The 23,114-nt window shown below is 74.4% G+C and carries 24 protein-coding genes; 9 read left to right on the forward strand and 15 right to left on the reverse strand.

The annotated features are described in order from the left end of the window. Window positions 1-8: 8 nt before the first annotated feature. Together ACSHWO_RS02435 and ACSHWO_RS02440 are read right to left on the reverse strand one after the other, a co-directional pair. On the reverse strand, window positions 9-275 hold the full coding sequence (locus ACSHWO_RS02435; protein ID WP_438309849.1) for a hypothetical protein: 267 nt from the start codon (window positions 273-275) through the stop codon (window positions 9-11). Between the two features lie 11 nt (window positions 276-286). Continuing rightward, complete coding sequence (locus tag ACSHWO_RS02440) at window positions 287-628, reverse strand: hypothetical protein (protein WP_438309850.1); 342 nt, start codon at window positions 626-628, stop codon at window positions 287-289. A 115-nt stretch (window positions 629-743) separates the two neighbouring features. Here ACSHWO_RS02440 and ACSHWO_RS02445 point away from each other — a divergent pair, with 115 nt between their 5' ends. The 5 genes from ACSHWO_RS02445 (at window position 744) to ACSHWO_RS02465 (ending at window position 5,506) form a co-directional block, all read left to right on the forward strand. Next, a complete protein-coding gene (locus ACSHWO_RS02445) occupies window positions 744-1,970 on the forward strand; it encodes an SMI1/KNR4 family protein (RefSeq protein ID WP_438309851.1) in 1,227 nt (408 codons plus the stop codon). A gap of 292 nt (window positions 1,971-2,262) precedes the next feature. After that, entirely contained in the window at window positions 2,263-2,529 is a 267-nt protein-coding gene (locus ACSHWO_RS02450) for a hypothetical protein (protein ID WP_438309852.1), read from the forward strand. 205 nt (window positions 2,530-2,734) lie between these two features. Next, the gene (locus tag ACSHWO_RS02455) at window positions 2,735-3,478 is read left to right on the forward strand and encodes a class I SAM-dependent methyltransferase (RefSeq protein ID WP_438309853.1); all 744 of its coding nucleotides are present in this window, start codon (window positions 2,735-2,737) and stop codon (window positions 3,476-3,478) included. Between the two features lie 445 nt (window positions 3,479-3,923). Continuing rightward, window positions 3,924-4,142: a hypothetical protein gene (locus tag ACSHWO_RS02460; protein WP_438309854.1), complete on the forward strand. Its 219-nt coding sequence runs from the start codon at window positions 3,924-3,926 to the stop codon at window positions 4,140-4,142. Window positions 4,143-4,144: 2 nt separating this feature from the next. Then, window positions 4,145-5,506, forward strand: coding sequence for a cytochrome P450 (locus tag ACSHWO_RS02465; RefSeq protein WP_438309855.1), 1,362 nt, complete (start codon window positions 4,145-4,147; stop codon window positions 5,504-5,506). On the opposite strand, the gene ACSHWO_RS02470 is transcribed toward ACSHWO_RS02465, so the two are convergent. The 4 genes from ACSHWO_RS02470 to ACSHWO_RS02485 all read right to left on the reverse strand — a co-directional run bounded on the left by ACSHWO_RS02470 (window position 5,490) and on the right by ACSHWO_RS02485 (window position 8,831). Next, window positions 5,490-6,257, reverse strand: coding sequence for an NPP1 family protein (locus tag ACSHWO_RS02470; protein WP_385839543.1), 768 nt, complete (start codon window positions 6,255-6,257; stop codon window positions 5,490-5,492). The genes ACSHWO_RS02465 and ACSHWO_RS02470 overlap by 17 nt on opposite strands. A gap of 302 nt (window positions 6,258-6,559) precedes the next feature. After that, window positions 6,560-7,111 (reverse strand): TetR/AcrR family transcriptional regulator, encoded by a 552-nt coding sequence (locus ACSHWO_RS02475; RefSeq protein WP_438318874.1) that lies wholly within the window; start codon window positions 7,109-7,111, stop codon window positions 6,560-6,562. A gap of 126 nt (window positions 7,112-7,237) precedes the next feature. Beyond that, window positions 7,238-8,635, reverse strand: a complete 1,398-nt coding sequence (locus ACSHWO_RS02480) for an amidase (RefSeq protein WP_438309856.1) — start codon at window positions 8,633-8,635, stop codon at window positions 7,238-7,240. After that, window positions 8,622-8,831, reverse strand: a complete 210-nt coding sequence (locus ACSHWO_RS02485; protein ID WP_438309857.1) for a hypothetical protein — start codon at window positions 8,829-8,831, stop codon at window positions 8,622-8,624. The genes ACSHWO_RS02480 and ACSHWO_RS02485 overlap by 14 nt, the downstream gene beginning before the upstream one ends. Before the next feature lie 133 nt (window positions 8,832-8,964). Here ACSHWO_RS02485 and ACSHWO_RS02490 point away from each other — a divergent pair, with 133 nt between their 5' ends. From ACSHWO_RS02490 to ACSHWO_RS02500, 3 genes are all read left to right on the forward strand, one after another. After that, the gene (locus tag ACSHWO_RS02490) at window positions 8,965-10,227 is read left to right on the forward strand and encodes an MFS transporter (protein WP_438309858.1); all 1,263 of its coding nucleotides are present in this window, start codon (window positions 8,965-8,967) and stop codon (window positions 10,225-10,227) included. Window positions 10,228-10,324: 97 nt separating this feature from the next. After that, on the forward strand, window positions 10,325-11,242 hold the full coding sequence (locus ACSHWO_RS02495; RefSeq protein WP_438309859.1) for an MBL fold metallo-hydrolase: 918 nt from the start codon (window positions 10,325-10,327) through the stop codon (window positions 11,240-11,242). Between the two features lie 79 nt (window positions 11,243-11,321). Then, complete coding sequence (locus ACSHWO_RS02500; protein ID WP_438309860.1) at window positions 11,322-11,909, forward strand: hypothetical protein; 588 nt, start codon at window positions 11,322-11,324, stop codon at window positions 11,907-11,909. On the opposite strand, the gene ACSHWO_RS02505 is transcribed toward ACSHWO_RS02500, so the two are convergent. From ACSHWO_RS02505 to ACSHWO_RS02530, 6 genes are all read right to left on the reverse strand, one after another. Further along, complete coding sequence (locus ACSHWO_RS02505) at window positions 11,896-13,269, reverse strand: FAD-dependent oxidoreductase (RefSeq protein WP_438309861.1); 1,374 nt, start codon at window positions 13,267-13,269, stop codon at window positions 11,896-11,898. The genes ACSHWO_RS02500 and ACSHWO_RS02505 overlap by 14 nt on opposite strands. Before the next feature lie 154 nt (window positions 13,270-13,423). Continuing rightward, a complete protein-coding gene (locus ACSHWO_RS02510; protein WP_438309862.1) occupies window positions 13,424-16,879 on the reverse strand; it encodes a trypsin-like peptidase domain-containing protein in 3,456 nt (1,151 codons plus the stop codon). Window positions 16,880-16,922: 43 nt separating this feature from the next. Further along, on the reverse strand, window positions 16,923-17,228 hold the full coding sequence (locus ACSHWO_RS02515) for a trypco2 family protein (protein WP_385839534.1): 306 nt from the start codon (window positions 17,226-17,228) through the stop codon (window positions 16,923-16,925). Window positions 17,229-17,283: 55 nt separating this feature from the next. Then, window positions 17,284-17,838, reverse strand: a complete 555-nt coding sequence (locus ACSHWO_RS02520; RefSeq protein ID WP_438309863.1) for a YrhB domain-containing protein — start codon at window positions 17,836-17,838, stop codon at window positions 17,284-17,286. A gap of 192 nt (window positions 17,839-18,030) precedes the next feature. After that, window positions 18,031-19,200 carry an FAD-dependent monooxygenase gene (locus tag ACSHWO_RS02525; protein WP_438309864.1) on the reverse strand — a complete coding sequence of 390 codons (1,170 nt, stop codon included), beginning with the start codon at window positions 19,198-19,200 and terminating at the stop codon, window positions 18,031-18,033. Between the two features lie 158 nt (window positions 19,201-19,358). After that, window positions 19,359-19,622: a hypothetical protein gene (locus ACSHWO_RS02530; RefSeq protein WP_438309865.1), complete on the reverse strand. Its 264-nt coding sequence runs from the start codon at window positions 19,620-19,622 to the stop codon at window positions 19,359-19,361. Window positions 19,623-19,878: 256 nt separating this feature from the next. On the opposite strand from ACSHWO_RS02530, the gene puuE reads away from it, so the two are divergent. Further along, complete coding sequence (puuE, locus tag ACSHWO_RS02535; RefSeq protein ID WP_438309866.1) at window positions 19,879-20,787, forward strand: allantoinase PuuE; 909 nt, start codon at window positions 19,879-19,881, stop codon at window positions 20,785-20,787. 64 nt (window positions 20,788-20,851) lie between these two features. Here puuE and ACSHWO_RS02540 read toward each other — a convergent pair whose 3' ends face one another. From ACSHWO_RS02540 to ACSHWO_RS02550, 3 genes are all read right to left on the reverse strand, one after another. Continuing rightward, window positions 20,852-21,715 (reverse strand): hypothetical protein, encoded by an 864-nt coding sequence (locus tag ACSHWO_RS02540; RefSeq protein WP_438309867.1) that lies wholly within the window; start codon window positions 21,713-21,715, stop codon window positions 20,852-20,854. 131 nt (window positions 21,716-21,846) lie between these two features. Next, the gene (locus tag ACSHWO_RS02545) at window positions 21,847-22,065 is read right to left on the reverse strand and encodes a DUF4287 domain-containing protein (RefSeq protein WP_438309868.1); all 219 of its coding nucleotides are present in this window, start codon (window positions 22,063-22,065) and stop codon (window positions 21,847-21,849) included. 69 nt (window positions 22,066-22,134) lie between these two features. Then, entirely contained in the window at window positions 22,135-22,815 is a 681-nt protein-coding gene (locus ACSHWO_RS02550) for a DUF998 domain-containing protein (protein WP_438309869.1), read from the reverse strand. Between the last annotated feature and the right edge of the window lie 299 nt (window positions 22,816-23,114).

Consider the following 23,114-nt stretch of genomic DNA (forward strand, 5'->3'; position numbering starts at 1 on the left):
GGCGCGCCTCACTTCTCCAGGGCCGCGCAGGCGTCGGAGCGGGAGCCCGGGGGAAGGAGTTCGCGCTCGCCCCCGAACAGGTTCCGGGCGGCCAGGTCGCCGGCGCGCCCGCGCCACGCCTCCGGGTCCAGCGGCAGCACGTCCACGGCCGAGCCCTCAGCCCAGGCGAGCCGGCCGCCGTCCGCCGACCAGGCACCCGTCGCCCCGTAGCCGGGGGTGAAGTGGTACAGCTCCGTGCCCCGCTCCACGTCCCAGAAGACGAAGGAGTTGGTCATGGCGGCGGTGCTCAGCCGGGACGGGTTGGGGAAGCCGTTGAGCCATTGGACGCCCTGGTAGGCGATGGTCCGCCAGGTGTGCGCCTCCAGGTCACGGATCCTGACGATCCCTCGGTGGTGACCACGGCCAGCAGCCGGCCCGTCTGGTCGAAGCCCATCGGCCGGGGCGTGCCCGTCTCGGCGGCGAAGCTCTCGACGACCTTGCCCTGCTTGAAGTCCCAGATCTGGATCTCGTCCCCGCCCGAGCGCACCGCCGCCTGTTCGTGCCCGGCGCGGGCCGCGCCGAAGACGGTGGCGGCGGCGGTCGACAGGTCGACCGGCTCCTGGACCGACGGCCGGTAGACCGGGCGCATCGCCTCGTATGCGACGCGGGCACGCGGGTGGGTGGGCTCCGCGGTCGGGAACCGTCGCGGCCCCCGCCCTGTCCTTGATCAGGTGACACCGACACGGAGAGGGCCAGAACACCCCATGAAGCACGAGCAGTGGCAGCCGTTCCTCGAACGCTGGAGCGGGGAATGGGTCGATGCGCACGACCCCGAGCAGGACCTATCGCTGGCGGACGGGGTCGCGCGGGAGCGCTGGCTCGGTTTCGCCCCGGCGACCGCGGAGGCGGTTGCGGCCGCCGAGGCCCGACTGGGCCGCACGCTGCCGCCCTCGCTGCGCGAGTTCCTGCTGACCAGCGACGGCTGGCGGAACGCCGGCGTCTTCATCCACCGTCTCGCGGGCGCGGCCGAGCTCGCCTGGCTGGCCGACTCCGACGAGGGCCGCGGCTGGATCGAGGCGTACCGGGACACCGAGTTCCACGAGGACGACGAGGAGCCGGAGGGCCGGATCATCGCCCGCTCCCTGCGCCTGTCCCTCGACGCCGATGCCGCGGTCGTGTTCCTCGACCCCGAGGACGTCGACGGGCACGGCGAGTGGGCCGCGTACTGGTTGGCCTCGTGGTCGGGCAGCGGCCCGAAGCGCTTCCGCTCCTTCCGCGACCTCATGGACGAGCAGTACGTCTCCTTCCACGCCCTGCGCCGCCCGCCGGGCGCCACGCGCGACCACTGGGACGCGGAGGTGGAGCGGGCCCGGCGCGCGGCGCTCGACGGGGCGGTGGAGGGGCCGCTGGGCGTTCTGGAGGAGGCGTCCCGGTTCGGGAACGGGCGGGCCCGGCTGCTGCGCTTCCAGATGCTGGCGATGCTCGGCGACACGCACACCGTTCCCCTGGACCGGGTCGCCGTGGTCGACGAGGAGCGCGCCGACTTCCTCACGTCACCCCTCTTCACACGGGAGTTGCTCCCCCTGGTCCACGCCGAGGAGCGGCAGGCCCCGCTGTGGGGAAGCACCACGCTGCGGCTGCTGAAGAACTGCGGTGTGGAGGAGGCCCGTGCGCTGGCCGTCGACTTCGACCCCGACGGGTTCGACCCGGACGGGCTGACCTACGGCAACCCGGAGTTCGATGCGGCGGTGCACGGCGTCCTCGCCCGTCTGGACACCGCACTCCCCGGGGAGCCCGAGGGGGCCGGGGAGCCGGTCCAGGGCCGTCTTCCGGACTCCGTGTGGCCGGAGCTGCGGGCCGCGCTACGGCTGTGGCGCCCGCTCGACGAGGACCACATAGCCCCCGTGTCCCTGCTGGCGCACCCGGCCCTGGCTCGATTGATCACCGAGGAGCGCGGACGCGAGATCCTCTCCACCCGCCGCGGCTCCTGAACCGGTCCCTCGTGAACGCCGCGGCGAGCTGGACGTCTCCGGACAGCGGTGACCGGGTCGGCTGCACAACGCTGACGCTGACGGCAGAGGGGCGGCGGATTCCCTGGTGAGCGGGCCGGGCCGGCCCAACGGGTGCGTACGCCCGTGCCGTGCTCTAGCGTCGGAAGGGCGAGGGTGGCCGCAGCGACGAGCCGGTCGCCCCTCGGAGTGCCTGCTCTGTGTCGCCCGCCCCCGCCCGCGGTCCGGCGCACCCGCGGACCGCGTGACCGACCGAGAAGGCAGGTGCGTCCGCATGCGTCCGTCGGCCCGTATCCCGAGCATCCTCGCCGGCCTGGTCCTTTCGGCCGCCGGCATCGCCCTGGCCGCCCCGGCCGCCCACGCGGACATGCAGGCCTGCGAGCAGTACGTCGCGCAACAGAAGGTGAAGGTCAACAGCGACATCGTGCAGGCGTGTTACGTGGGCCAGGGCGGCGACCAGACCGCGTGCGTCAGCAGCCTCCAGGAGGCCGGTGTCTCCAACAAGGCGGCGGCACACGCCTGCCGGCTCTCCCCCAAGTAGCCGCGCCCCGCGACCGACCCGGGGGAGGTCGTAGGAGAGTGTGAGGTCGTCCCGCCGAGTTCTTCGTGGCATCTGCCAGTACGGCGGGCCGGGCCGCGCGCAGCAGACTCCCTGCCACGACCGCGACCCGCGCCCGGCCGGCCCCTTTTCACGGGGGCGGCCGGCGCGGGTCGCGGACATGACGAGGCGTTGGAGGGGGCGGCACGTGAGCGTGCAGCAGTACGACGGGATCGGCGAGGCCTTCGAGGGGTTCAAGTCCCTGCCCTTGATGCGTTACGGGGAGGTGCCCGGCTTCGTGGGCATGGTCGGGGACGTCCGCGGCAGGTCGGTCCTCGACCTGGCGTGCGGCACCGGTTTCCACAGCAGGGAGTTCAAGCGGCGCGGCGCCGCGGACGTCTTCGGCGTCGACATCTCCGTCGAGATGATCGCCGCCGCCCGGGAGTTCGAGCAGCGCGATCCGCTGGGCGTGCGCTACGAGGTCGGGGACGTGGCCGAACTCCCCCCGCTCGACCGGCGCTTCGACGTCGCGCTGGGCGTGCAGTGCCTCAACTACGCCGAGGACGTCGCGGCGATGGAGCGGATGTGCCGCAACGTCCACCGGAGCCTGGTGCCGGGCGGGGAGTTCTTCGTGCTCGCCCAGAAGCCCGACTACCGGTTCGACTGCGCCTCCCTGGACGCGTACGGGGTCCTCTGCGAGCCGACCGGCGAGGAGAGCGAGACGGGTCCGCGGGTGCGGGTCACGGCCCTCCTGGAGCCGGAGCCGATCAGCATCGTGACCACGGCGCCGCGCCGCGAGGTCTACGAGCAGTGCCTGCGGGCGGCCGGGTTCGTCGCGGTGGAGTGGGTTCCGCTGCAGGTGTCCGACGCCGGTGTCCGCGAGTACGGCGAGGACTTCTGGGCGGAACTCCGCGCGCATCCGCCGCTGGAACTGCTGCGCTGCCGCGCCTGACCGGCCGGAAGCGGGCAGGTCCCCGCACAGCCGCGGCTACCGCAAGGTGCTGGCGCGGCGAACCCGGAGCCCTACGGCGTCACCGAGTTCAACCCGTGCTGTTCACCTCGGCCGGGGACCCATCTCCTCAGCGGACGACCTGGGCCGCTTCTACCGGGCGCTGCGGGGCGGCCGCCTGCTGCCGCCGGCGCAGCTCGCGGAGATGAGGACCACCGCCGATGCGGGCGGCGGCTCGGGCTACGGGCTGGGACTGTCCCCGCTGACCCTGGGTACGTGCGGGGTGACGCTCCGGGCCCGTCGGAACACGGGCCGGGGAGTATGCCACCCCCGGGGCCGGCTGACACGTCACGAGAAGGCGCGACGTGATCCCGGCCCGGGCGGCTGGCCCCATGGTGGTCAGGAACCGGACGGACCAGCCGCCCGGCCCACCGAAAGGAACACCGCCATGGCCGCCCTGATCCCCCTGCGCAAGACGCTCCTCGTAGTGGTTTCCGCCGTCGCCGCCCTCCTCGGCGGCGGATCGGCCTTCGCCGCGTCGAACGCCGCGCCCCTGGTCGACGACCCCTCCGGGGCCAAGGTCCAGCGCACCGGCGCGGTCAGGAGCGCGCTGAGCGCCCAGGACCGTTTCAGTGCGTATTACTACTACTACGTACAGGGGCGGTAGCCGTGGTGACCACGGCTCCGCTGCGCGTACCGCCCGGCCCCGCCGGGGCCGGGCGGTACGGCAACCGGCTCGCCTACGAGCGTGATCCCCTCGGCTTCCTGCTCGACCAGCGGCAGTACGGCGACCTGGTCCGCTTCGCCGACGACCTGTACCTCGTCAACTCGCCCCACCTCGCGGAAACCGTCCTCAAGCACACCAACACCGCCTACACCATCAGCCGTGACCTGCTGGGCGAGGAGACCGACGGCGGCCGCGCCTCGGAGGACCTGGCCCACTGGATGCGCGCCCGCAGCCTGGCGGGCCGCGGACTGAACCGGAGCAGTCTGCGCGCCGCCGGTGACCGCCTCGCCTCGACGGCGGTCCGGCACGCCGAAGCCTGGAACGCCCGCGGCAGGATCGACGCGGTCCCCGCGCTGGAGGAACTCAGCGCCGAGCTGATCGCCGAATTCTGCCTGGGACCGGAGACCGGCCGGGTCCCCGACCTGGTGGCCCGCCTCCAGGACGCCCGGCTGCCCGGCGCGCTGCCCGTCCCCGCGCGCTGGTCGCCGCGCAGACGGCGGCTCCACCGCGTCGGCCGCGACCTGGCCGCGGAGGTGTCCCGCCTGATCCTCCGGCGTGGCTGCACGCGCGGGGAGGACTCCCCCGCGGTGATCGCGGACCTCCTCGTCACCGCGTGCGACGAAGGCGCCCTCACCCATGAGGGAGCGGTCAGCATCGTCGTCGCCAACCTGTTCGCCGCACACGAGACCACCGCCGCCGCGCTGGCCTGGCTCTTCCTCCTCCTCGACCAGCATCCGCAGGTGCAGCGGCAGGTCCTGGCCGAAGCCGGCCGGGAACTCGACGGCGGGTCGCGCCTCCCGACCGCGGCCGACCTGCCCCGGCTGGCCGTGACCGAAGGCGTCGTGAAGGAGACGCTCCGCCTCTATCCCCCGCTGTGGTTCCTGGAACGGGCCGTCGACCAGCCCACCGAGCTCGCCGGCTACCCGCTGCGCCCCGGCCAGCGCGTCGCCGTCAGCCCCTTCGTGCTCCACCGGGACCCGCGGCACTACGACCGGCCGACGGAGTTCCGCCCCGACCGCTGGATCGACCGTCCCGCCGACCACGCCCTGCCCAAGTACGCCTTCATGCCCTTCGGCGGCGGACCCCGGACCTGCCTCGGGGCGCGCTTCGCCACCGTCGCCGTGATCGTCACCGCGGCTGCCCTGACCAGTCGCTACCGCCTCACCCGGGCCCCGGGCAGCCCGCCCGTGTTCGGTACGCGGAGCATCCTCCAACCCGAAGGCCTGACCCTCGACGTGACCACCCGTGAGGACGTCGCGGTGGCGCCCGGGCGTGGCGGGCCCGCGGCTACTGGTACGGGTTGAAGGGGATGCCGGCCGGCTTGGCCTCGGCCAGGTGCGACGGGAAGGCGTCGTCCCTCAGGCCGAAGTGCGCGCTGCCGAAGTCGGCCTGGCTGAGCTTGTCCCGCAGGGTCGGGGGGTAGCCCGACCAGCCGACGAGTGCGGGGAACTGCCAGGCCCGCTTGTGGTTCTCCGGCGGTTCGTCGTTGTTGTTCGCGGCGCGGAAGCAGTGCGTGCTCACGCCATCCTTGTGATAGACGATCTTGGGGTGGGTGCCATCCCAGCGGATCTGGTCGCGGGTGTGGATCACGAAGTCGCCGTGCGCGGACGTGGCGACGTACTTCGCCTCGTTGTTCTGGATCCAGACCACCACGTGCTCCCAGTCGTGGCGGTGGCCGCCGAGGCTGACTCCGGGCAGGGCCTGGTCCTTCTCGAAGTAGAGCGCGTACATCACGGCGCACCAGCCGTTGTTGCAGGTCGCCCGCGCGTACCCGTTGGTGTTGTCGAGGTCGGAGGCGTCCCGGCAGCTGCCGTCGAGGGCTCCGGTGGGTTTGAGGCCGCCGTTCAGGGTGCCGTTCGGGCCGATGGCTGGGGTCGGGTAGCAGCCGTCGGTGTCGTAGTCGTAGGCGGGCTGGAAGTTCAGCTCCATGGGGTCGGCGTTGACGGGCAGTGCGGAGGGCGGCGCCGCGAACGCCGTCTGCGGGACGCCGACGAGCAGGGTGAGGGCGGCGCCGACGACCACGAGTGATCTCCGGATGTGACGGTTCGTCCGCAAGGCTGGCCTCCCGGCCGTGGGGGGTGAGGGACGGCGCACCTACGGGCCGCCCGCCGTGGGGCGGCTCCGGGCGCGCGCCGGGAGCATCATTGGCGAAGCCGGCCGGTTCGGCAAGGGTCAGGACGTCAAACGTCGCTGTCGGCGGGCGAGTTGATGCGAACGGAGCCGCAATGGGGCTTCCGGGTTCACTGATGACGGTTCGTCATGGGTCGTCGCACCGGGCGTGCCGGTCCGCGAGCGGCTGCGGGCGGCGAGGTGGGCGCCCCGCCATCCGGTGGGAACGGGTCAGGCGGTCGCGCCGGTCATCCGGCGGACGCGCCGAGGACCGCCGTCACGAGACGACGCGCGTACGCGGTGTCGAGGCCGTCGGGGCGGAAGAGGATGCGGTACATCAGTGGGGCGACGACGTGGTCGATGACCGCCTCGACCTCGGGCGCCTCCTCCCCGCGCTCGGTCGCACGGGAGAGGATGACGCCGATGTGCTCGGCGGCGTACGCGGAGCACTGCCCGGCATTGCTGCCGTCCGGGTCGCCGAGCAGGGCGTCGCGGATGTAGGAGCGGCCGGTCGGTGAGGACATCTCGTCGAGGAACTGCTCGGCCCATGCCGTCAGGTCGGCCGCGAGGGTGCCGTGCTCCGTGGGCGCGGCGTCGGGCCTCAGCCGCTCGACCGCCACGTCCGACAGCAGTTCCTGGAGGTCTCCCCAGCGGCGGTAGATCGTCGACGGGGTCACGCCCGCGCGCTGGGCGATCAGCGGTACCGTCAGGGCGTCCCGGCCCAGTTCCGCAGTGAGTTCGCGTACCGCGGTGTGCACCGACGCCTGGACCCGGGCGCTGCGCCCACCGGGGCGTACCATCTGCCTGCTCACACGCTCCACCTTAACGCAAAATCATTGCTTCTAGCGCGGTGATCGCTGGGTGCGACCTGCGGCTCGGGCCCGGCCGGACGGATCTGCCGGGCCTGCCCGGACCCGAGCGCGCGCTCACGCGGCGTGCGCCGCGGGTTCGCGGGCGGGACCGGTCCGCTCGTACGCCTGGCCGACGCGGAAGAGCACGTCCTCGCCGAAGGGCCGCCCCAGGAGCTGCATGCCGATCGGCATGCCTGCCGTGTCGCGGCCGACCGGTACGGACAGGGCCGGTACGCCGGTGATGTTGGCGGGCGACGACAGGCGTACGTAGGCGTCGGAGACGCCCTCGACGGTGCCGTCGGACCAGGTGATCGCCTCCTGGCCGGCCCGCACCGCGGTCGCCGGGACGGCGGGTGCGGCGATCACGTCGACCTCCTGGAACAAACGGGCCCATGCCTGCCGCATGAGCGTGCGGGAGCGCTGGGCGCGCAGGTGGTCCCCGGCGGGCATCAGTGCGCCGGCCTCCAGCAGGACGCGGACGTCGTCCCGGTAGAGCTCGGGGACCGTGCGCAGGGTGCGCTCGTGGTACGCGGTCGCCTCGGGCACCATCAGGCCCCACTGGGTGGCCTGGACGTAGCGGGTCATGGGGATCTCGACGTCGACGAGGTGTGCGCCGAGGGCCTGGAGGTGGTCGACGGCGTCCCGGACCGCGGCTTCGACCTCGGGGTGGACGTGGTCGAAGTAGTAGGTGCGCGGTACCCCGATCCGCAGGCCGGCGAGGTTCGTTCCCGCGGCCTGCCGCCGGTGGTCGACGGCGGGCGCGGCGAGCGAGGCGGGATCGAGCGGGTCGCGTCCGGCCAGGGCGGGCAGGACCAGGGCGGCGTCCCGGACGGTGCGGGTGATCGGGCCGACGTGGTCCAGCGACCAGGACAGGGGCGTGACGCCGCGCCGGGAGACGAGGCCGTAGGTCGGCTTGAGGCCGACGACGCCGTTGAGTGCGGCGGGAACGCGGATCGATCCGCCGGTGTCGGTGCCCAGGGCGAAGGTCGCCGCGCCCGATGCCACGGCGACGGCGGATCCGCCGCTCGACCCGCCGGCGATCCGGGCGGGGTCCCAGGCGTTGCGGGTCTGCGGGGTCGTCAGGCCGTACGCGAACTCGTGGGTGTGCGTCTTGCCGAGCAGGATCGCGCCGGCGGCCTTCAGTCGTGCGGCGACCGCGCTGTCGGTCCGTGCCCGGTGGCCCGTGCGGACCCGGGAGCTGGCGGACGTCGCCGTTCCGGCCACGTCGATCAGGTCCTTCAGGCCCATCGGCACACCGTGCAGCGGACCGCGGTAGCGGCCTGCCGCGATGTCGCGTTCGGCCCTGCGCGCGGCCGTGCGGGCCTGCTCGGCGGTGACGGTGACGTACGCGTGCAGGCGCGGGTCGACCTGCGCGATCCGCTCCAGGACGGAATCCGCCAGCTCGACGGGAGACAGGCGCCGGGTGCGGATCGCGTCGGCGGCCGCGGCCAGGGTCAGTTCATACGGCTGCATCGGGCTGCTCCCGTGCCACGCGGTAGGCGGGGGCGGGCGGGGTGTCCTCGAAGTCCAGCTCCCGCAGGACCGCGACGACGGAGTGGATGTGACGGGCGACGGCGGCGACCGCGGCGTGCCGGTCGGCGGGCAGCGGGAGGCCGGCGCGGGCCGCCCATGCGGCGGCTTCCGGCGGGGTGAGGTCAGGGGCGGACACGGACTTCCCTTCTCCGGGCTGGAGCGGCGGAGCACCCCAGAAGGACTAAAGCTAAAGGTTTGCGTTAGTCGACTGTAGGGATCTAGGCTACCTAAAAGCAAACCGATTGCGTTTAGCGTCAAGGAGCTTGTCCGTGACCGCAGTTGCAGCCCCAGCACCCGTGCCCCTCGCCCACCGGGCCGCCCGCCCGATCCCGAGCCGTCGTACGGCCTCCTTCGCCCTCAACGCCTCGGTCCTGGCCGCCCTCCTCGCGGCGTCCAGCGCGCCGACCCCTCTCTACCCCCACTACCAGGACGCCTGGCAGCTGTCCGCGCTGACCGTCACCGTCGTCTTCAGCGCCTACTCCCTGACGCTGCTGCTGGCCCTGCTCACCACCGGATCGCTCTCCGACCACCTGGGACGGCGCCCCGTCCTGGCCACCGCCCTGGCCCTGGACGCCGTTTCCATGGTGCTGCTGGCCACGGCGGACGGCGCCGGTGCGCTGATCGGCGCCCGGGTCCTGCAGGGAGCGGCCACCGGCGCGGCCACCAGTGCCGCGGGAGCGGCCCTCCTCGACCTGGCGGACCCCCTGCGTCCGGGACGGACCGCCCTGGCCAACAGCATCGCCCCGGTGGGGGGCATGGCCGCCGGCGTCCTGGCCTCCTCCCTCCTCGTCAACTTCGGCCCCGCCCCCGCGGTCAGCGTGTACCTGCTGCCGGCGGTCCTGCTCACCGCGCAGGCCGTCGCGGTCGCCTTCACCCCGGAGACGGCCCGCCCGCACGCCGGCGCCCTGCGCTCGCTGCGCCCGCGGCTCGCCGTGCCGCAGTCGGCCCGCCGCGCCCTCCTGGTGGCCGGCGCCGCCGTCGTCGCCGTCTGGGCGCTGGGCGGCTTCTACTCCTCCCTCGGCCCGGCGCTGGTGCACCTCGTGGCCCCGGCCGCCCCGCGGGCGGTGGGCGGCATGGTGTTCTTCACGCTCACCACCGCGGCCACGCTGGCCGTGTGGGCGCTGCGGCGTACGGCCCCGTACGCCGCCGTCACCGGCGGGAGCCTGGCCGTCGTACCCGCCGGCGCCCTGGCGCTGGGCGGTCTGCACGGCGCCGGCCTGCCCGCCGTCTACGGCGGAGCGGCCCTGGCCGGGATCGCCTTCGGCGCCGTCTCCCAGGGGGCGTTGCGCATGACACTCGCCGCGCTCCCCGAGGACGACCGGGCGGCCACCGTCGCCGCGTACTACGTCCTCAGCTACCTCTCCATGAGCCTGCCCGCCATCGCCGCGGGCGCCGCCACCCAGCGGTACGGACTGGCCACCGCCTCGCAGTCCTACGCCGTCGCCGCCGGGCTGACGGCCGTCGCCGCTCTGGGAGCACTCACCGCGGCACGGCGCCGGGAAGCCCGCCGCACGCCCGACGCCCGCCGGTGAGCGTCCCGAACTCCCAACCCCCAGGCCCCGACTCCGAACTCCGGAAACCGAACGATCTTCCGTAGCCCGCTCGACAAGACCGAGGAAACGAGCAGTCATGAGCACTTCGCCGGCCACTCGCCCGTCCGCCACCACCCCCACCTGGACCGTGGGCGACGTCACCGTCCACCGCATCGACGAGACCCTCCTGCCACCCGCCACCGGACCCTGGCTGCTGCCGGACGCCACCCCCGCCGTGGTCGCCGGGCAGGACTGGCTGCGCCCCCACTTCGCCGACGACCAAGGCGTCCTGCACCTCCACAGCCACAGCTTCGCCTTCGCCGTCGGCGGGCTGCGCGTCCTCGTGGACACCGGCATCGGCAACGGCAAGGAGCGGGCCAACCCCGCCTGGCACCACCTCGACACCGACTACCTCCAGCGCCTCACCGCCGCCGGATTCCCCCCGGAGTCGGTCGACCTGGTGGTCCTCACCCACCTGCACGCCGACCACGTCGGCTGGAACACCCGCGCGGTGGACGGCGCATGGGTCCCGACCTTCCCCAACGCCCGGTACGTCACCTCCCGTACGGAGCGGGACTTCTGGGCCGGCTACGACATGGAGGAGGCCCGGCGGCAGATGTTCCTGGACTCGGTGACACCGGTGGAGGAAGCGGGGTTGCTCGACCTCGTCGACGTACCCGCCGAGGGTGTGGGGATCGCCCCGAACGTACGGCTGCTCCCCACCCCCGGCCACACCCCCGGCCACATCGCAGTCGAGCTGACGGACCGCGGCCGGACGGCTCTGATCACGGGCGACTGCATCCACCACCCCGTCCAGCTCGCCCACCCCGCCATCGGCGCCTGCGTCGACATCGACCCGTCGCAGTCCGAGGCCTCGCGCCGCACGCTGCTCGGCTCCCTCGCCGACACCGACGCCCTCGTCCTGGGAACGCACTTCGCGCCGCCGACCGCGGGCCGCGTCGTCTCCCACGACGGCGCCTACCGCCTCGCGCCCGTCCCCGCCGACGCACACTGAGCCCGGCTCGGATACGTCTCAGGGAAGCGTCCGGGCCATCCCCGAGGCCCCGGGCACACCCCACGGTCATGATCACTTCATGCCGAACGCAACGCGCCACCTGACCTGTTTCACCGTGGGTCCCCTCAGCATGACGGTCTACGGAACCATCCGCCTCACCGACCCCACGCACGGCCCCGGCCTCGCCTGGGGCCTCGGCCATCTCGCGCTGCTGACGGCCGTACTGGCCTTCGTACCGGTGATGTGGACCCTGCGGCGGTGGGCGGAGACCGGGCGCGGGCCGGCGGCGCGCCTGCTCGCCGGCGCCGCCGTCACCGTGGGTCTGCTCGGGGCGGCAGCAGCGGCGGCGCAGACCGTGGTCGACCTGGTGGTCGGGTTCCTCTGCGCGGACCGGGAGGCCATGAACGCCATGTTCGAGGGCGTCAGGAGCTACCCGGGGGTGACTCCCGCCGTCTACACCGTCGGCCCGCTGCTCTTCTACGTGGGCCTGGTCCTGCTCACGGCCCAACTGGCGGTCCTGCGGCGGATCCCGGCCTGGCGGCCGCTCGTCGTGGTGGCGGGCATCGCCGTCTCGACGGTCAGCCTGGACCTCCTCCCGATCGGCGGGCTGTTGCTGCTCCTGGCGCTCGCGCCCCTGGGCCGGCGCCCCGCGCTCAACCCGGTATGAGCGCGTCCCACTGGTCCCGGGTCGGGCCGTCGGGCTCCGGCGAGAAGTCCGGGCGGGCGGCCAGCCATGCGGTGACGTGCCGCTCCACCTCGTCGGTGCCGTAGGCGTCGTCGGCCGGTCGTACGAGATGCCGTACCTGGGCGCGGGCCCTCATGACGACGGGATCGTCGAAGGCGCAGGCGGCCAGAGCGGCAGCCCGCCGATCCGACGGGATCGCGCCCTCGGCGAGGCGCCGCCCGGTGGCGCGGTCGGCCGCCACCTGCGCGTCGAACCAGGGGCGGAGGGTCTGCACCGTCCAGGCGTGGTAGCCGGTCGGGTCCGCAGCGATCTCGTCGACACGGGTGGCGAGGTGCTGGGCGGCGCGCAGGCCGAGGGACGCGCCGTGGCCCGAGGTGGGGTTGGTGTGGATCAGGCTGTCCCCGGCGTTGACCAGGCCGGTGACGACGGGGCCCTCGTCGTCGGCGAGGGCGGTCCAGCGGTTGTCCAGGCCGGCCATCGCGAGGACGGGCGACAGGGGTTCGGGGGCCAGGGCGAGCCAGGCGGCACTGGCGGGGAAGAGACGGGCGCCGGCCTCGAACACGGCGGGGTCGGTGAGCGCGCCGCGGCTCGGATCGTCCGTGGTGACGACCAGGTTCACCGCGAAGGTGTCGTTGTCGGAGGGGAAGACGCCGCCGAACGCGAAGGGGGCGGCCGAGCCGGGTTTCACCCGCCCGGGGTCGCGCGGGCCGTCGTTGCGCAGGCGGTACCAGCGGCAGAGGTAGGCGAGCCGGGTGCGGTGGCTGTCCACGACGGGCGGGCGGCAGCCGGCCGCGGTCAGCCAGGCGGGAACCGGCGAGCGGCGACCGGCCGCGTCGACGACGAGGTCCGCCCGGTACACGTCCCCGCCCACCCGTACGCCGGTGACGCGGGCCGGGCGGCCCTCCCGGAGGGCGAGGCCGCTCACCCGGCAGCCCCGCCGCACGTCAACGGTGCTTTCCCGCCGCACGGCGGCGGTCAGGGCGGCCTCCAGGACGATGCGGCGGGTGCGCAGGGTCACCAGGTCCTCGTCGCCGGCCCGGTAGGGCGGGTGCTCGCCGAACCAGTCGAACTCGTGGTGTTCCCGGGCGCCGCGGGCCAGCAGGTCCGCGTACACGTCGGGCGCCTCGGTGCGGAGCACGGTGCGCACGGGTGCGAGGAGCGAATGGGGCTGGACGGCGTGCGGGACCCGGGGCCTGTCCCAGTGGAAGAAGTCCCGGTGCGGGTCCTCGCCGGCTTCCCGGGCGTCCTGCTCGAACAACGTGACCGTGTGGCCCCGCCGACCGAGCACGAGGGCCGTCCCCAACCCGCTGATACCCCCACCGATCACTGCAACCCGCGCCACTGGATACCCCTTCGCGTCGTGTTGCGGGATGATCCTACTGCCCGGTTCCCTGGCCCCGGCGGCCCCGGGCGCGCGCCCGACCCGGCCGACTCCGCGGCGAGTTGAGGGCGCGGACGGAGGTCGTCACGAACGCGTCACGAAGTCGGCACGGGCGTCAGTGGCCGCGGGTCCCGAGCTCGGCGGTGCCGGTACGGTCCAGTCTGCGCAGCAGGAACGGCAGCAGGAGGCGCTGCCGCACGCGCGCGTACGCCATCACGAGGCGCGCGCACCGGCTGTAGGTCATCTCCCGGATGTCGGCGTCCAGCCTGAGCAGGTCCTCCTCGGCCCCGCTCGCGTACCCGGACCGGATGACCCCCCTGTGGACCATGACCAGGACGGCCTTGGCCCGGCGGCGGTAGAAGGACACCACGCGCTCGTCGTGGGCCAGGCCCAGGAGCAGGCGCGGTGCGCGGGGGTCGCCGAGTTCGGCGAGGAGCCGGGCGGCCTTGACGCGTACGAAGGAACGCACGAGCCGGTCGACCCCGGTCGGGGCCGGTCCCCTGACCGGTCGGACGAGCTCCGTCAGGACGGGTTTGGCCCGCGCGTCCCCCAGCCGCGCGAGCGAATGGGCGGCGTTGACGCGGGACACGGGGTCGAGGGACCGGTCGCGGGCCATGTCCGCGAGGATCCGGAGCGCGCGCCGGTCGTCGAGCCGTACCCCCATCAGGCGGGCGGCGAGCGCGCGCCCGGAGCCGTCGAAGCGGGTGTCCTTCGCGAGGGAGAGGAGCAGCTCGCCGGCGCCCGGATGCCCGAGCTGGGCGAGGGCGCCGGCCGCGTGGGCGCGGGCCAGCGGGTGCACGGCGTCCTCGTGGGCCAGTTCCAGCAGCAGCTTGGTGCCGCGCTCGTCGCCGCCCTCGCCGAGCCGGAGCGCGGCCTGCACCCGGGCGACCCCGTTGTACAGGCGCAGCGTCTGCGGCGCCACCGGGGTGCTGCGGGTGAAGGCCAGTGGCGCGACGCCCCCGGCGTCCTCGTCCCCGGCGATCCGCACGAGGAGTTCCCGGGCCCGCTCGTCGTCGAGGTCGGCCAGCGCCATGACCGCGCTCAGGCCGTCGCGCAGGCGGCTCGGCCGGGAGGCCAGCGAGACGAGCGCCGAGGCCGTCCGCTCGGCGACCCCCGGCGGCAGCCGCGTGCCCAGCCGGGCCTGTGCGGCGATGAACTGCAGGTCGGGAAGGCCGGCGTCGGTCGCGGCGGCCAGCCGGTGCAGGGCCCGGGCGCCCGCCGGGTCGTCGGCCGCCGCGTCGAGCAGGAAGCCCGCGTACGACATCTGGGCGGTACGCAGCTCCAGCCGGGCGCGCCGCCTGCCGGGCGGTTCGGGGCGGCGGGTGCCGACGAACCGCCGCAGCTCCGACCGGAGCCGACCGGGGTCGGCGGCGACGGCCTGCGCAGCGAGGTAGTCGGCGAGGGTCTGGTGGAGGAACGTGAAACCGGACTCGTCGTCCTGGGTGAACAGGCCGCTGTGCCGCAGCAGGTCCGCCAGGAACCGGCGCCACGTCTCCTCCAGTACCGGATCGGGTCCGGCGTCGGGTCGCGCGGCCTCCGGGAAGCCGAGGAGAGCGGCGAGGACGTCGTGTTCCTCCCCGGGGCGGTTCCGGGGCCGGCCCACGTGCTGGGCGGCAAGGCGGGAGACGAGCGGGAAGAATCCCTCGGCCGTCTCCCGTGCCCGGTCGAGCACCTTGGTGCCGTAGCGTTCCAGGGCCTGGCGGGTCTGCTCCCGGATCCCGGACAGGCCGGCGGCGTAGTGCCGGTCGGCGAGGGCCCCGACGAAACGCCGGTACAGGTCGCCGCGGTGCGCGGGCAGCGGCTGGTCCTGCTCGGCGGGACCGAGGGCGCACAGGATGGCCGCCATCAGCGGGACGCTACCGAGGCCGGCCGCGGGCGAGGCGGCGGCGGTGGCCGTGGCGGTGTGCGCGAGCCGGTCCGCCGCCCGTTCGGGCGCGGTCCGCCCCGTGGCACGGAACCACTTCACGGCGAGGGAGCGGAACTCCGACGGGTCGAACGGGCGCAGTTCGAGGACCGGCGTGTCCTCGCCGAGGACGCCGAGCTCTGCCTCGGGCAGCGGACGCGTGGCGACCACGAAGCGGAACGGGCTGCCAGCGGTCGCGGGCCCGGTGGAGCTGGTGGGGCCGGTGGTCCCCCTGCGACCTGCGTGGCCGGCCAGGGTCTGCAAGACCCTGCGCCTGGACTCCGGGAGGAGGATCTCGTCCAGCCCGTCCACCATCACGAGCCACGGCACGCCCGGTTCCGGCTCCGAACGGAACACTTCGGGGTCGGGTCCTTCGAGCAGCCCGAACCGGCTCAGGTCGCGGGTGACCGCACGGGCGAGCACCTGCGGGAGCGGATCCTCCTGAAGCAGGTCGGTGGCCCGGAGCAGGACCGGCAGTGCGCGCGCATCCGCGCGTGCGTGCCCGTCCGTTCGTGCGTGCGCGTCCGTTCGTGCGTGCGCGTCCGTTCGTGCGTGCGCGTCCGTTCGTGCGTGCGCGTCCGCGGTCCTGCCCGCCCCGGCGTCCCCTCCGGCCAGGTGACGGCCGGCTGCCGTGGCGAGCGTCATGCGCAGGAAGGTCGTCTTGCCGCCGCCCGGTCCCGCGGTCAGGACGGTCACCCGCGCCGCCCGACCGCCGGAGCCTGCGATCCGGTGCACGGCCTCCTCGGCGGAGAGCTCCTGCGGCGTGACCCGGCCCACGGCGCCCACGGCGGTGGTGCCGACGCCGCTGCCGAGGGCGCGTACGCGGGCCCGCTGGGCGAGGTAGACGTCGGCCAGCGGGGGCGCGCCGGGCCCGCTGGTGCCGCCGACGTAGGGGTGTTCCCGGGTCGAGGCCAGGGCCGCGCTCAGGTAGTCGTGGACCTGTTGGGCGTGTGCGTCGGCGGGCACCAGCCCCGCCGGGCCGGCGGGGAGGCCGATCAGGCGGTGCAGGGCGGTGCGCTCGGCGTCGGTGAGGATCCCGTACCAGCGGTCGACCCGGCTGGCGGTCAGGGTTCCCGCACCGTCGGTGGGCCGGTGCTCGCTGACGATGCCGATGAGGCAGCCGCCGCTCCACACCGCCGCCCCGGACATGCCCTCCCAGGGCGACGGCGCACGCTCGGTGGCACGACCGGCGCCCCGGTCGGCAGCGGGGTCGGTCCCGGGCGGGTCGACGATCAGCTCCAGCGTGCCCTCGCGCCGCCCCGACAGGGCGACCGCGCAGCCGTGGGCGTGCCGGGTGTCGCGGTACTCGAACCCCGCGCCGTCCGGTCCCACCTCGTGCCGCAGCTTGAAGCGCGGGAAGCCCACCGCCTCGCACGGCGCCGAGCGGCGGCCCAGCCGCCCGTACGGGACGGCGCCGACCGCCCGCGGGGCCACGCCTTCCGCGTCCGTGGTGGGGTGCAGTGCGAGCACCGCGATGTCGAGCCGCCGGTGCAGGAAGGCCGTCTCGGCGTCGACGTCCGTGATCCCGCCCCGGCCGTCGACGAAACGGACCAACACCTCCCTGGCGTCGTCGACGACGTGCGCTGCGGTCAGCACGTGCCCGGGACCGACCTGGTAGCCGGAGCCCCGTTTGCCGCTGCCGTCCTGGCACATGGAAACGATCTGCACGGCCCGCCGCTCGTCCAGCCCCGCCGACGGGGCGAGTGGGCGGCTACTGCTCAATCGATCCCGCCCGGCCGGACACGAAGGCACTGGTCCGCACGCCGGCCACGTCGACGGTCGGCTGCAGGGACAGCTTCACGCGCTGGACCGCGTCGCTGCGCACGGACCCGTCGACCCCGAGGTCCACGACCCAGAACTTGACCTTGCCGTGCCCGCCGGCCTTCTTCTCCAGCGCGAGCGACACCTCCAGCTCGATCGCCCCCAGCTCGAACTGCAGCTTCTTCCCCTGCGCTTCGGCGATCGACAGCTCCAGCTCTTCCCGCAGCTCCTTGATCACGGTCGACAGCTCGATCACGCGGCATCCCCCTCGGCCCGATTCGCACACGCGTCAGCACACGGCACGGGGGTACTCACACCCGGTCCGGTCCTCGTACGCTGTCACCGTACTCATCCCCAACCACCCGCGCACGGTGGTCGGTTGAATGACTGCCTGTTCCGGTCACCCCGGTGCCCGGAACGAGGGTCCGCACCGAGAGCACACGGCTGAGGGGCCTGACGAACTCCTCCCGTGCCACGGCGAGGAGGCGGGGAGGTACCTCGCCGGCCAGCAGCCCGGTCACGTAGGCGCGTGCCTCAGCGGGCGACAGCGCGGGCAGTTTCCAGCGCAGGACCCGGGCGGCGGCCATGCGGTCGCCCCCTGCCCCTGCGGCGGCGCGCAGTTCGTCGTGCGGGTCGTCCACTGCGGTGCGGCGGACGGGCAGTCCGCGGATGCGGCTGCGGTAGTCGTCCTCCCACGCTCCGGTGACCGCGGAGACCGCTCCGATGCAGTGCAGTCCGCCGTCGAGCCGGTCGACCAGGTACGGGCCGTGACCGACCAGCATCGTGTGCCGGTCCCGGGTGCGGGCGTACTCCTCGGACTGGACGAGGACCAGCCAGGCGAGTTCGTGCTCTCGGACGTCCACCACGACCGTGCGCCGCGGTTGCCCGACGCCCGGGCAGCACTCGCCCGGCGCTCGCGCGCCAGCTCTTCCTCGACGATCCGTACCGCTTCGTCCCGTGCGATCACGACTGCAGGATCACCGCAGCGGCCGGCTGCCGCCAGCGCCTTTCCGCCAGGGCCCGTCCGCCGGCGGCTCGGCCGCCCGGGCCGTCGGCCGTCACGGCGGGGGGCGGAAGCCGTTGAAGAGGTCGTCCATGCCGCGCAGGGCCAGGCGGTCGGGGGTGGCGCGGACCGCGAGGTCGCGGGCGGCCACCGCGAGGGGGTTGCGGAGGGCGCCGAGGCGGCCGACGCGTCGGGCGCGGACGCGTACGGCATCGGTGCGGTCGCGGCGGGCGGCGGTGTACGCGGCGAGGGCGGCGAGGACGGGGTCGGCGCCGTTCGGGGGGAGGAGGCCGGCCAGGACCACCGCGTCCTCGATGGCCTGGCACCCGCCCTGGCCGAGGTTGGGCGCCATGGCGTGGGCGGCGTCGCCGAGCCAGGCGACGCGGCCGTGGTGCAGGGCGGGGAGCGGGGCGGCCAGGTCGTAGAGGTCGTTCTGGAGGACGTCGGCGGGGTCGAGGCGGTCGATGCGGTCCAGCAGGGCGGGTATCGGGTCGTGCCACGAGCCGAAGCGGTCGCGGAGTTCGGCTCGGGGGTCGGCGGACCGGGTGCCGGGCGGGACGAGCGCGGTGGCGTAGAGGTAGAAGCGGCCGTCGGAGATCGGGGTCACGCCGAACCGCTGCCCCCGCCCCCAGGTCTCGCTCATGGCCGCTATCGGCAGGTCCGGCGCATCGACGAGGGTTCGCCACGCGGTCTCGCCGATGTAGTGCAGGCCGGGGTGGGCGGGGAAGTGCGCGTGGCGCAGCGGGCTGCGGATGCCGTCGGCGGCGACGACCAGATCGGCGGCGAGGTCCTCGCCGGCCGCCGTACGGACGACCGGGCTGCCCTCGGGGTCGTGGACGGCGGTCACGGCGCTGCCGTAGCGGACGGCACCCGCAGGCAGGGCCGCTGCCAGGGCGGCGGTGAAGGCCGGTCGTGGGACGGCGATCGGGGCCACGCCGTAGCGGGCCGCCATGTCCGCGGTGGCGACGCGGGTGAGCCACCGGCCGTCGGAGCGGCGCACCCCCATCGTCTCGGGTACGGCGCTACCGGCGGCGCGGGCGGCGTCGACGCCGATGGCGTCCAGTGCGCGCAGGGCATTGGGGGCGAGGCCGATGCCGGCGCCGGTGAGGGGCGGTGCGGGGGCTCGTTCGCAGACGGTGACGTGCCAGCCGCTGCGGTGCAGGGCGAGGGCGGCCGTCAGACCTCCGATTCCGGCGCCGACCACGACGGCGCGACGGTTCGCCATGAACACCCCTTCGTCCGGGTCGGGCACCCGTTCCGGCGCTGAACCCCACTCTACGACCGTGGAGCGGGAGCGCGGGCGGCGGCTCCGGGCCGGACGACCGCCCGGTCCCGCCAGTTGAACGAGCGGGTGCCCGTCTGCCCGGTGCTGTCCTGTGACGGTCAGACGAGGCGGGTGCCGGTGCTGCGGACCACTCCGAAGATCAGACCGGTCGTGGGGTTGATCGACGTACCCGCGTGCAGGTTGACGGCGGGCCACCGGGGCGACGGGCCGCGCGGCGCCGGCCGCGTCGGCGGCAGCGACCGCCGGGGCCACGGGCGCGGCCAGCAGGACGCCGGGGCCACGGGCGCGGCCAGCAGGACGCCGGTACCGAGGGCCAGGGCCGCCAGCCGGCGGGGTGCGCGGGCGCGCGGGGACGCTGCCAACGGGACCTCCGAACTCGTCGGGGGGCGCGCGGCGTTCCGGTGGGATTCCCGGACACCGCGGCCAGCCGCACGGGTGTAGGTGTTCGAGGTGCGGTGGAGCGGACGAATCCCGGGCGGGGACGGTCCGGAAGTCGACAGGATGTTGGGCCGCCGCCCCGCTGCGGGCGACGGCCGTGCGCGACCCGGGAACGGCCACGAGAGAGACGGGTGGCACACCTCCGTGGCCGGCGGCCCGATCGACGGTAGGGTGCCGCCCGTGTCCGAGCATCAGCGCGACCTCGTCGGCTACGGTGCCGAGCCGCCGCACGCCGCCTGGCCCGGCGGCGCCCGCGTCGCCGTCAGCCTCGTCCTCAACTACGAGGAGGGCGGCGAGCAGAACGTCCTCGAAGGCGACCCCGCGTCGGAGGGCTTCCTCCACGAACTCGTCGGCGTGCCACCCGTGGTGGGCGGGCGGGACCTGAACGCCGAGTCGATGTTCGCCTACGGCTCGCGCGCCGGGTTCTGGCGGGTCCACCGCACGCTCACGGCGCACGGCGCCCCCCTGACCGTCTACGCCGTGGGGCAGGCGCTCTCCCGCAATCCGGACGTGGCGTGGGCGATGGGCACCGCCGGCTGGGAGGTGGCGAGCCACGGCTGGCGCTGGATCGACTACCGGCACGTGCCCGAGGAAGCGGAGCGCGCCGACATCGCGCGCTCGGTCGCGACGATCGAGCAGCTGGTCGGGCGGCGGCCCGTCGGCTGGTACACCGGCCGGACCAGCCCCCACACGCGGCGCCTCGTCGCCGAGGAGGGCGGCTTCCTCTACGATTCCGACGACTACTCGGACGACCTGCCGTTCTACGTGGAGGCGGCTGGCCGCCCGCACCTCGTGGTGCCGTACACCCTGGACGCGAACGACTTCAAGTTCCTGACCGTCCACGGCTTCACCACCGCCGACGACCTGCTCGCCTACCTCGTCGACACGTTCGACGCGCTCCACGCCGAGGGCGCCGACCGCCCCCGCATGATGAGCGTCGGCATGCACTGCCGGATCATCGGCCGGCCCGGCCGCATCCGCGCGCTCGACGGATTCCTGAGGCACGTCGCGCAGCTAGGCGGGGCGTGGGTGGCCACGCGCGAGCAGATCGCGCGCCACTGGCTCGCCACGCACCCGCCGGGGCGCTGACCGCTCAACCGCGCGGTGGGACGCTCCCCGTAGGGGACCGCCGCGCCGCCGACCGGGCCGTCGGCTACCTCACCTTCCGCAGCTCGTACAGGTTGCGGGCGTCCGGATCGCCGACGAAGTGGTACAGCTCCAGTTGCCCGGCCCTGCCGGCCACCCTCCATTCGGGCAGCGGGCAGCCCGCGACGTCGACGTCGACGCGTTGGCCCCAGGTGTTGCGCCGCCCGGGCGTGAAGGTCCACGTGCCCTGCCCCGAGCAACGCGGCACCGGGTCGAAGTGTCTGTCGCCGGGCCGGAACCGGTTGATGCCGTGGACCGTCACCCGGCCGTCCGCCTCGAAGGTCAGGCTGCCGCTCGTCTCGTCCTGCCACGTTCCGACCACGGACGCAGCGGTGATCAACGGGGGACGGTACCTCGGCAGGACGTCCGTCCAGAGCCCGAAGGCGCCGAGGAGGCCGGTCCCCACGACGACCGCCGTACCGCGCACCGCCACCAGGCCGAACAGCCCCTCCCGCCGCGGGCGGCCGAGCAGGGCGGCCACGGACAGGACGGCCGTGGCCGCCGCCCAGGTCACCCCCATGGTGGATCTCTCCATGCCCCCGGCCAGTCCCGCGACCGCGAGGGGCGCCAGCAGCGCGCCCACCGTCACCGGCACCCAACCCCACGGGTTCCGGCCGCCCAGCAGACGCCCGAGGAGGTCGCCGAGCGCCACGGCGGGCAGCACGACCGTGAGCGACACCAGCAGCGCCACGACCGCGACCACGCAGGTGAGGGTCAGCACCGCCTGGGCGGCCTGGAGGTACTGCCCCTTGAAGTAGGGCTCCCGCGTCAGGGCGTACAGCACGCCGATCACCGCCGCGAGCATCACCTCCAGGACCAGTACCAGGGCCGAGACCGCGAGCAACCGACCGAAGGACCGCTTCGTCTCCACGGCCTCTCCCCCCTTGTGGCACGTCGAAGGGCGCCGCGCCCCCCGCCCGTGCGCAGGGCGCCGCACACGCCCTCATACTGCCACTCGGTCTGAACGCGTTCAATTCCCCGGTGGGCTCCGAGGCGCCGGGCCTACCCCTCCTTGCCGCCGCCCTCGGCGAGCGTGTGCGCGACCAGGGCGTTCGCATGGCCGTGACCCAGGCCGTGCTCGGACTTGAGCCAGGAGACGAGCTCCATGTGCCGGGTCAGCAGCGAGGAACGGATGAGCTCCTTCCACTCCGTGATCGGCCGGCCGTACTTCTTCTCGATCGAGGGGAAGTAGCTGGCGGGACCCTTCACCGCGTCGGCCATCAGGCGCTCCTTTTCGTCCGTTGGATGATCTTGGTTGGTCGTCATGGTGCGGTACGGGCCGGTGCGCGGCTAGCGGTCGGCCGCATCCGCGAGCAGACGGGCCGTCACCGCGGCCAGCCAGACGAGGCCGAGCCCCGCGCCGGCGGTGAAGGCGAGCACAGTGGCGGAGGAGCCCGCGAACCCGGCGAGGACGCCGAAGGGTACGAGACGGCAGGCCACCGACCAGCCGCGGTGACCCCGGGCGGCGAGCGTGCGGGCCAGCACGAGGAAGGCCGCGCACAGCGCGAGATAGCCGACCATGCCGCCGACCACGTGTACGGCGCCGTGCGCGCTCAGCACTGCGGCCTCGGGGGCGCCGGCCGGGAACCCGGCACCGGCGTCGGCCGGGAAGGCCGCGGCCGCCAGGAACGAGGTGCCGAACACGCCGATCAGGACCGGGCCCCACGTCCGACCGACCCCTCCCCCGCGCAGCGTGCGGCGCATCCCGATCGAGCCGGCGACGAGGAGGGCTCCGGTGATCAGGAAGTTCGCCGTCTGGATCCAGCCCGGGCCGCCGAGGGCGAGTTGGCTGATCGCATGACGGGTGAAGTCGAAGCCGTCGCGCGCGAGCCCCTGCGCCACGCCCGCGCCGAGGAACAGCGGACCCGCCGCCAGACCGCCGGCCAGGAGGAGTCGAGTCGCCCGGGGAGCGAGCCGCGCAGGGTGCGCTCCGGCGCGGCCGACGGGCGGGGCGTTGAGCGTCTGGGCCATGGGTTTTCCCTCCTCGTGCGCCGCCCTCGGAAGACGGGCTTCATGGCGCTCGCGTGCTGTCGAGGGGTAGACCCGGGCGGGTGCGCGATCTCATCGACCGGGCGGCTGTGATCTGCACCACACATACTCGGGGGGTGGGGTTTCGGGCCCTGCGGGCCGTCGGGGGCAGTCCGGTGGTGGGGCCCGTGGGACACTGGTGACCCTGCCCGGGGGACCCCGGCCTGAAGGCGATCTCGGAGAACGGCATGCCCCGGCGGGCCGGTTCGACGGCCCGGTGCATCCGCAGCACGCGCGAGAGC

The organism is Streptomyces pallidus (ex Mingjun et al. 2026) (genome assembly GCF_051550185.1).
In the GTDB taxonomy this organism is placed as follows: domain Bacteria; phylum Actinomycetota; class Actinomycetes; order Streptomycetales; family Streptomycetaceae; genus Streptomyces.

Bases quoted from the DNA above. Each gene is read 5' to 3' on its own strand.
- ACSHWO_RS02545 (WP_438309868.1), bottom strand. From the start codon at position 22,065: ATGGCCGACGCGGTGAAGGGTCCCGCCAGCTACTTCCCCTCGATCGAG.
- ACSHWO_RS02450 (WP_438309852.1), top strand. From the start codon at position 2,263: ATGCGTCCGTCGGCCCGTATCCCGAGCATCCTCGCCGGCCTGGTCCTT.
- ACSHWO_RS02495 (WP_438309859.1), top strand. From the start codon at position 10,325: ATGAGCACTTCGCCGGCCACTCGCCCGTCCGCCACCACCCCCACCTGG.
- ACSHWO_RS02440 (WP_438309850.1), bottom strand. From the start codon at position 628: ATGCGCCCGGTCTACCGGCCGTCGGTCCAGGAGCCGGTCGACCTGTCG.
- ACSHWO_RS02460 (WP_438309854.1), top strand. From the start codon at position 3,924: ATGGCCGCCCTGATCCCCCTGCGCAAGACGCTCCTCGTAGTGGTTTCC.
- ACSHWO_RS02475 (WP_438318874.1), bottom strand. From the start codon at position 7,111: ATGGTACGCCCCGGTGGGCGCAGCGCCCGGGTCCAGGCGTCGGTGCAC.
- ACSHWO_RS02435 (WP_438309849.1), bottom strand. From the start codon at position 275: ATGACCAACTCCTTCGTCTTCTGGGACGTGGAGCGGGGCACGGAGCTG.
- ACSHWO_RS02445 (WP_438309851.1), top strand. From the start codon at position 744: ATGAAGCACGAGCAGTGGCAGCCGTTCCTCGAACGCTGGAGCGGGGAA.
- ACSHWO_RS02525 (WP_438309864.1), bottom strand. From the start codon at position 19,200: ATGGCGAACCGTCGCGCCGTCGTGGTCGGCGCCGGAATCGGAGGTCTG.
- ACSHWO_RS02500 (WP_438309860.1), top strand. From the start codon at position 11,322: ATGCCGAACGCAACGCGCCACCTGACCTGTTTCACCGTGGGTCCCCTC.
- ACSHWO_RS02480 (WP_438309856.1), bottom strand. From the start codon at position 8,635: ATGCAGCCGTATGAACTGACCCTGGCCGCGGCCGCCGACGCGATCCGC.
- ACSHWO_RS02550 (WP_438309869.1), bottom strand. From the start codon at position 22,815: ATGGCCCAGACGCTCAACGCCCCGCCCGTCGGCCGCGCCGGAGCGCAC.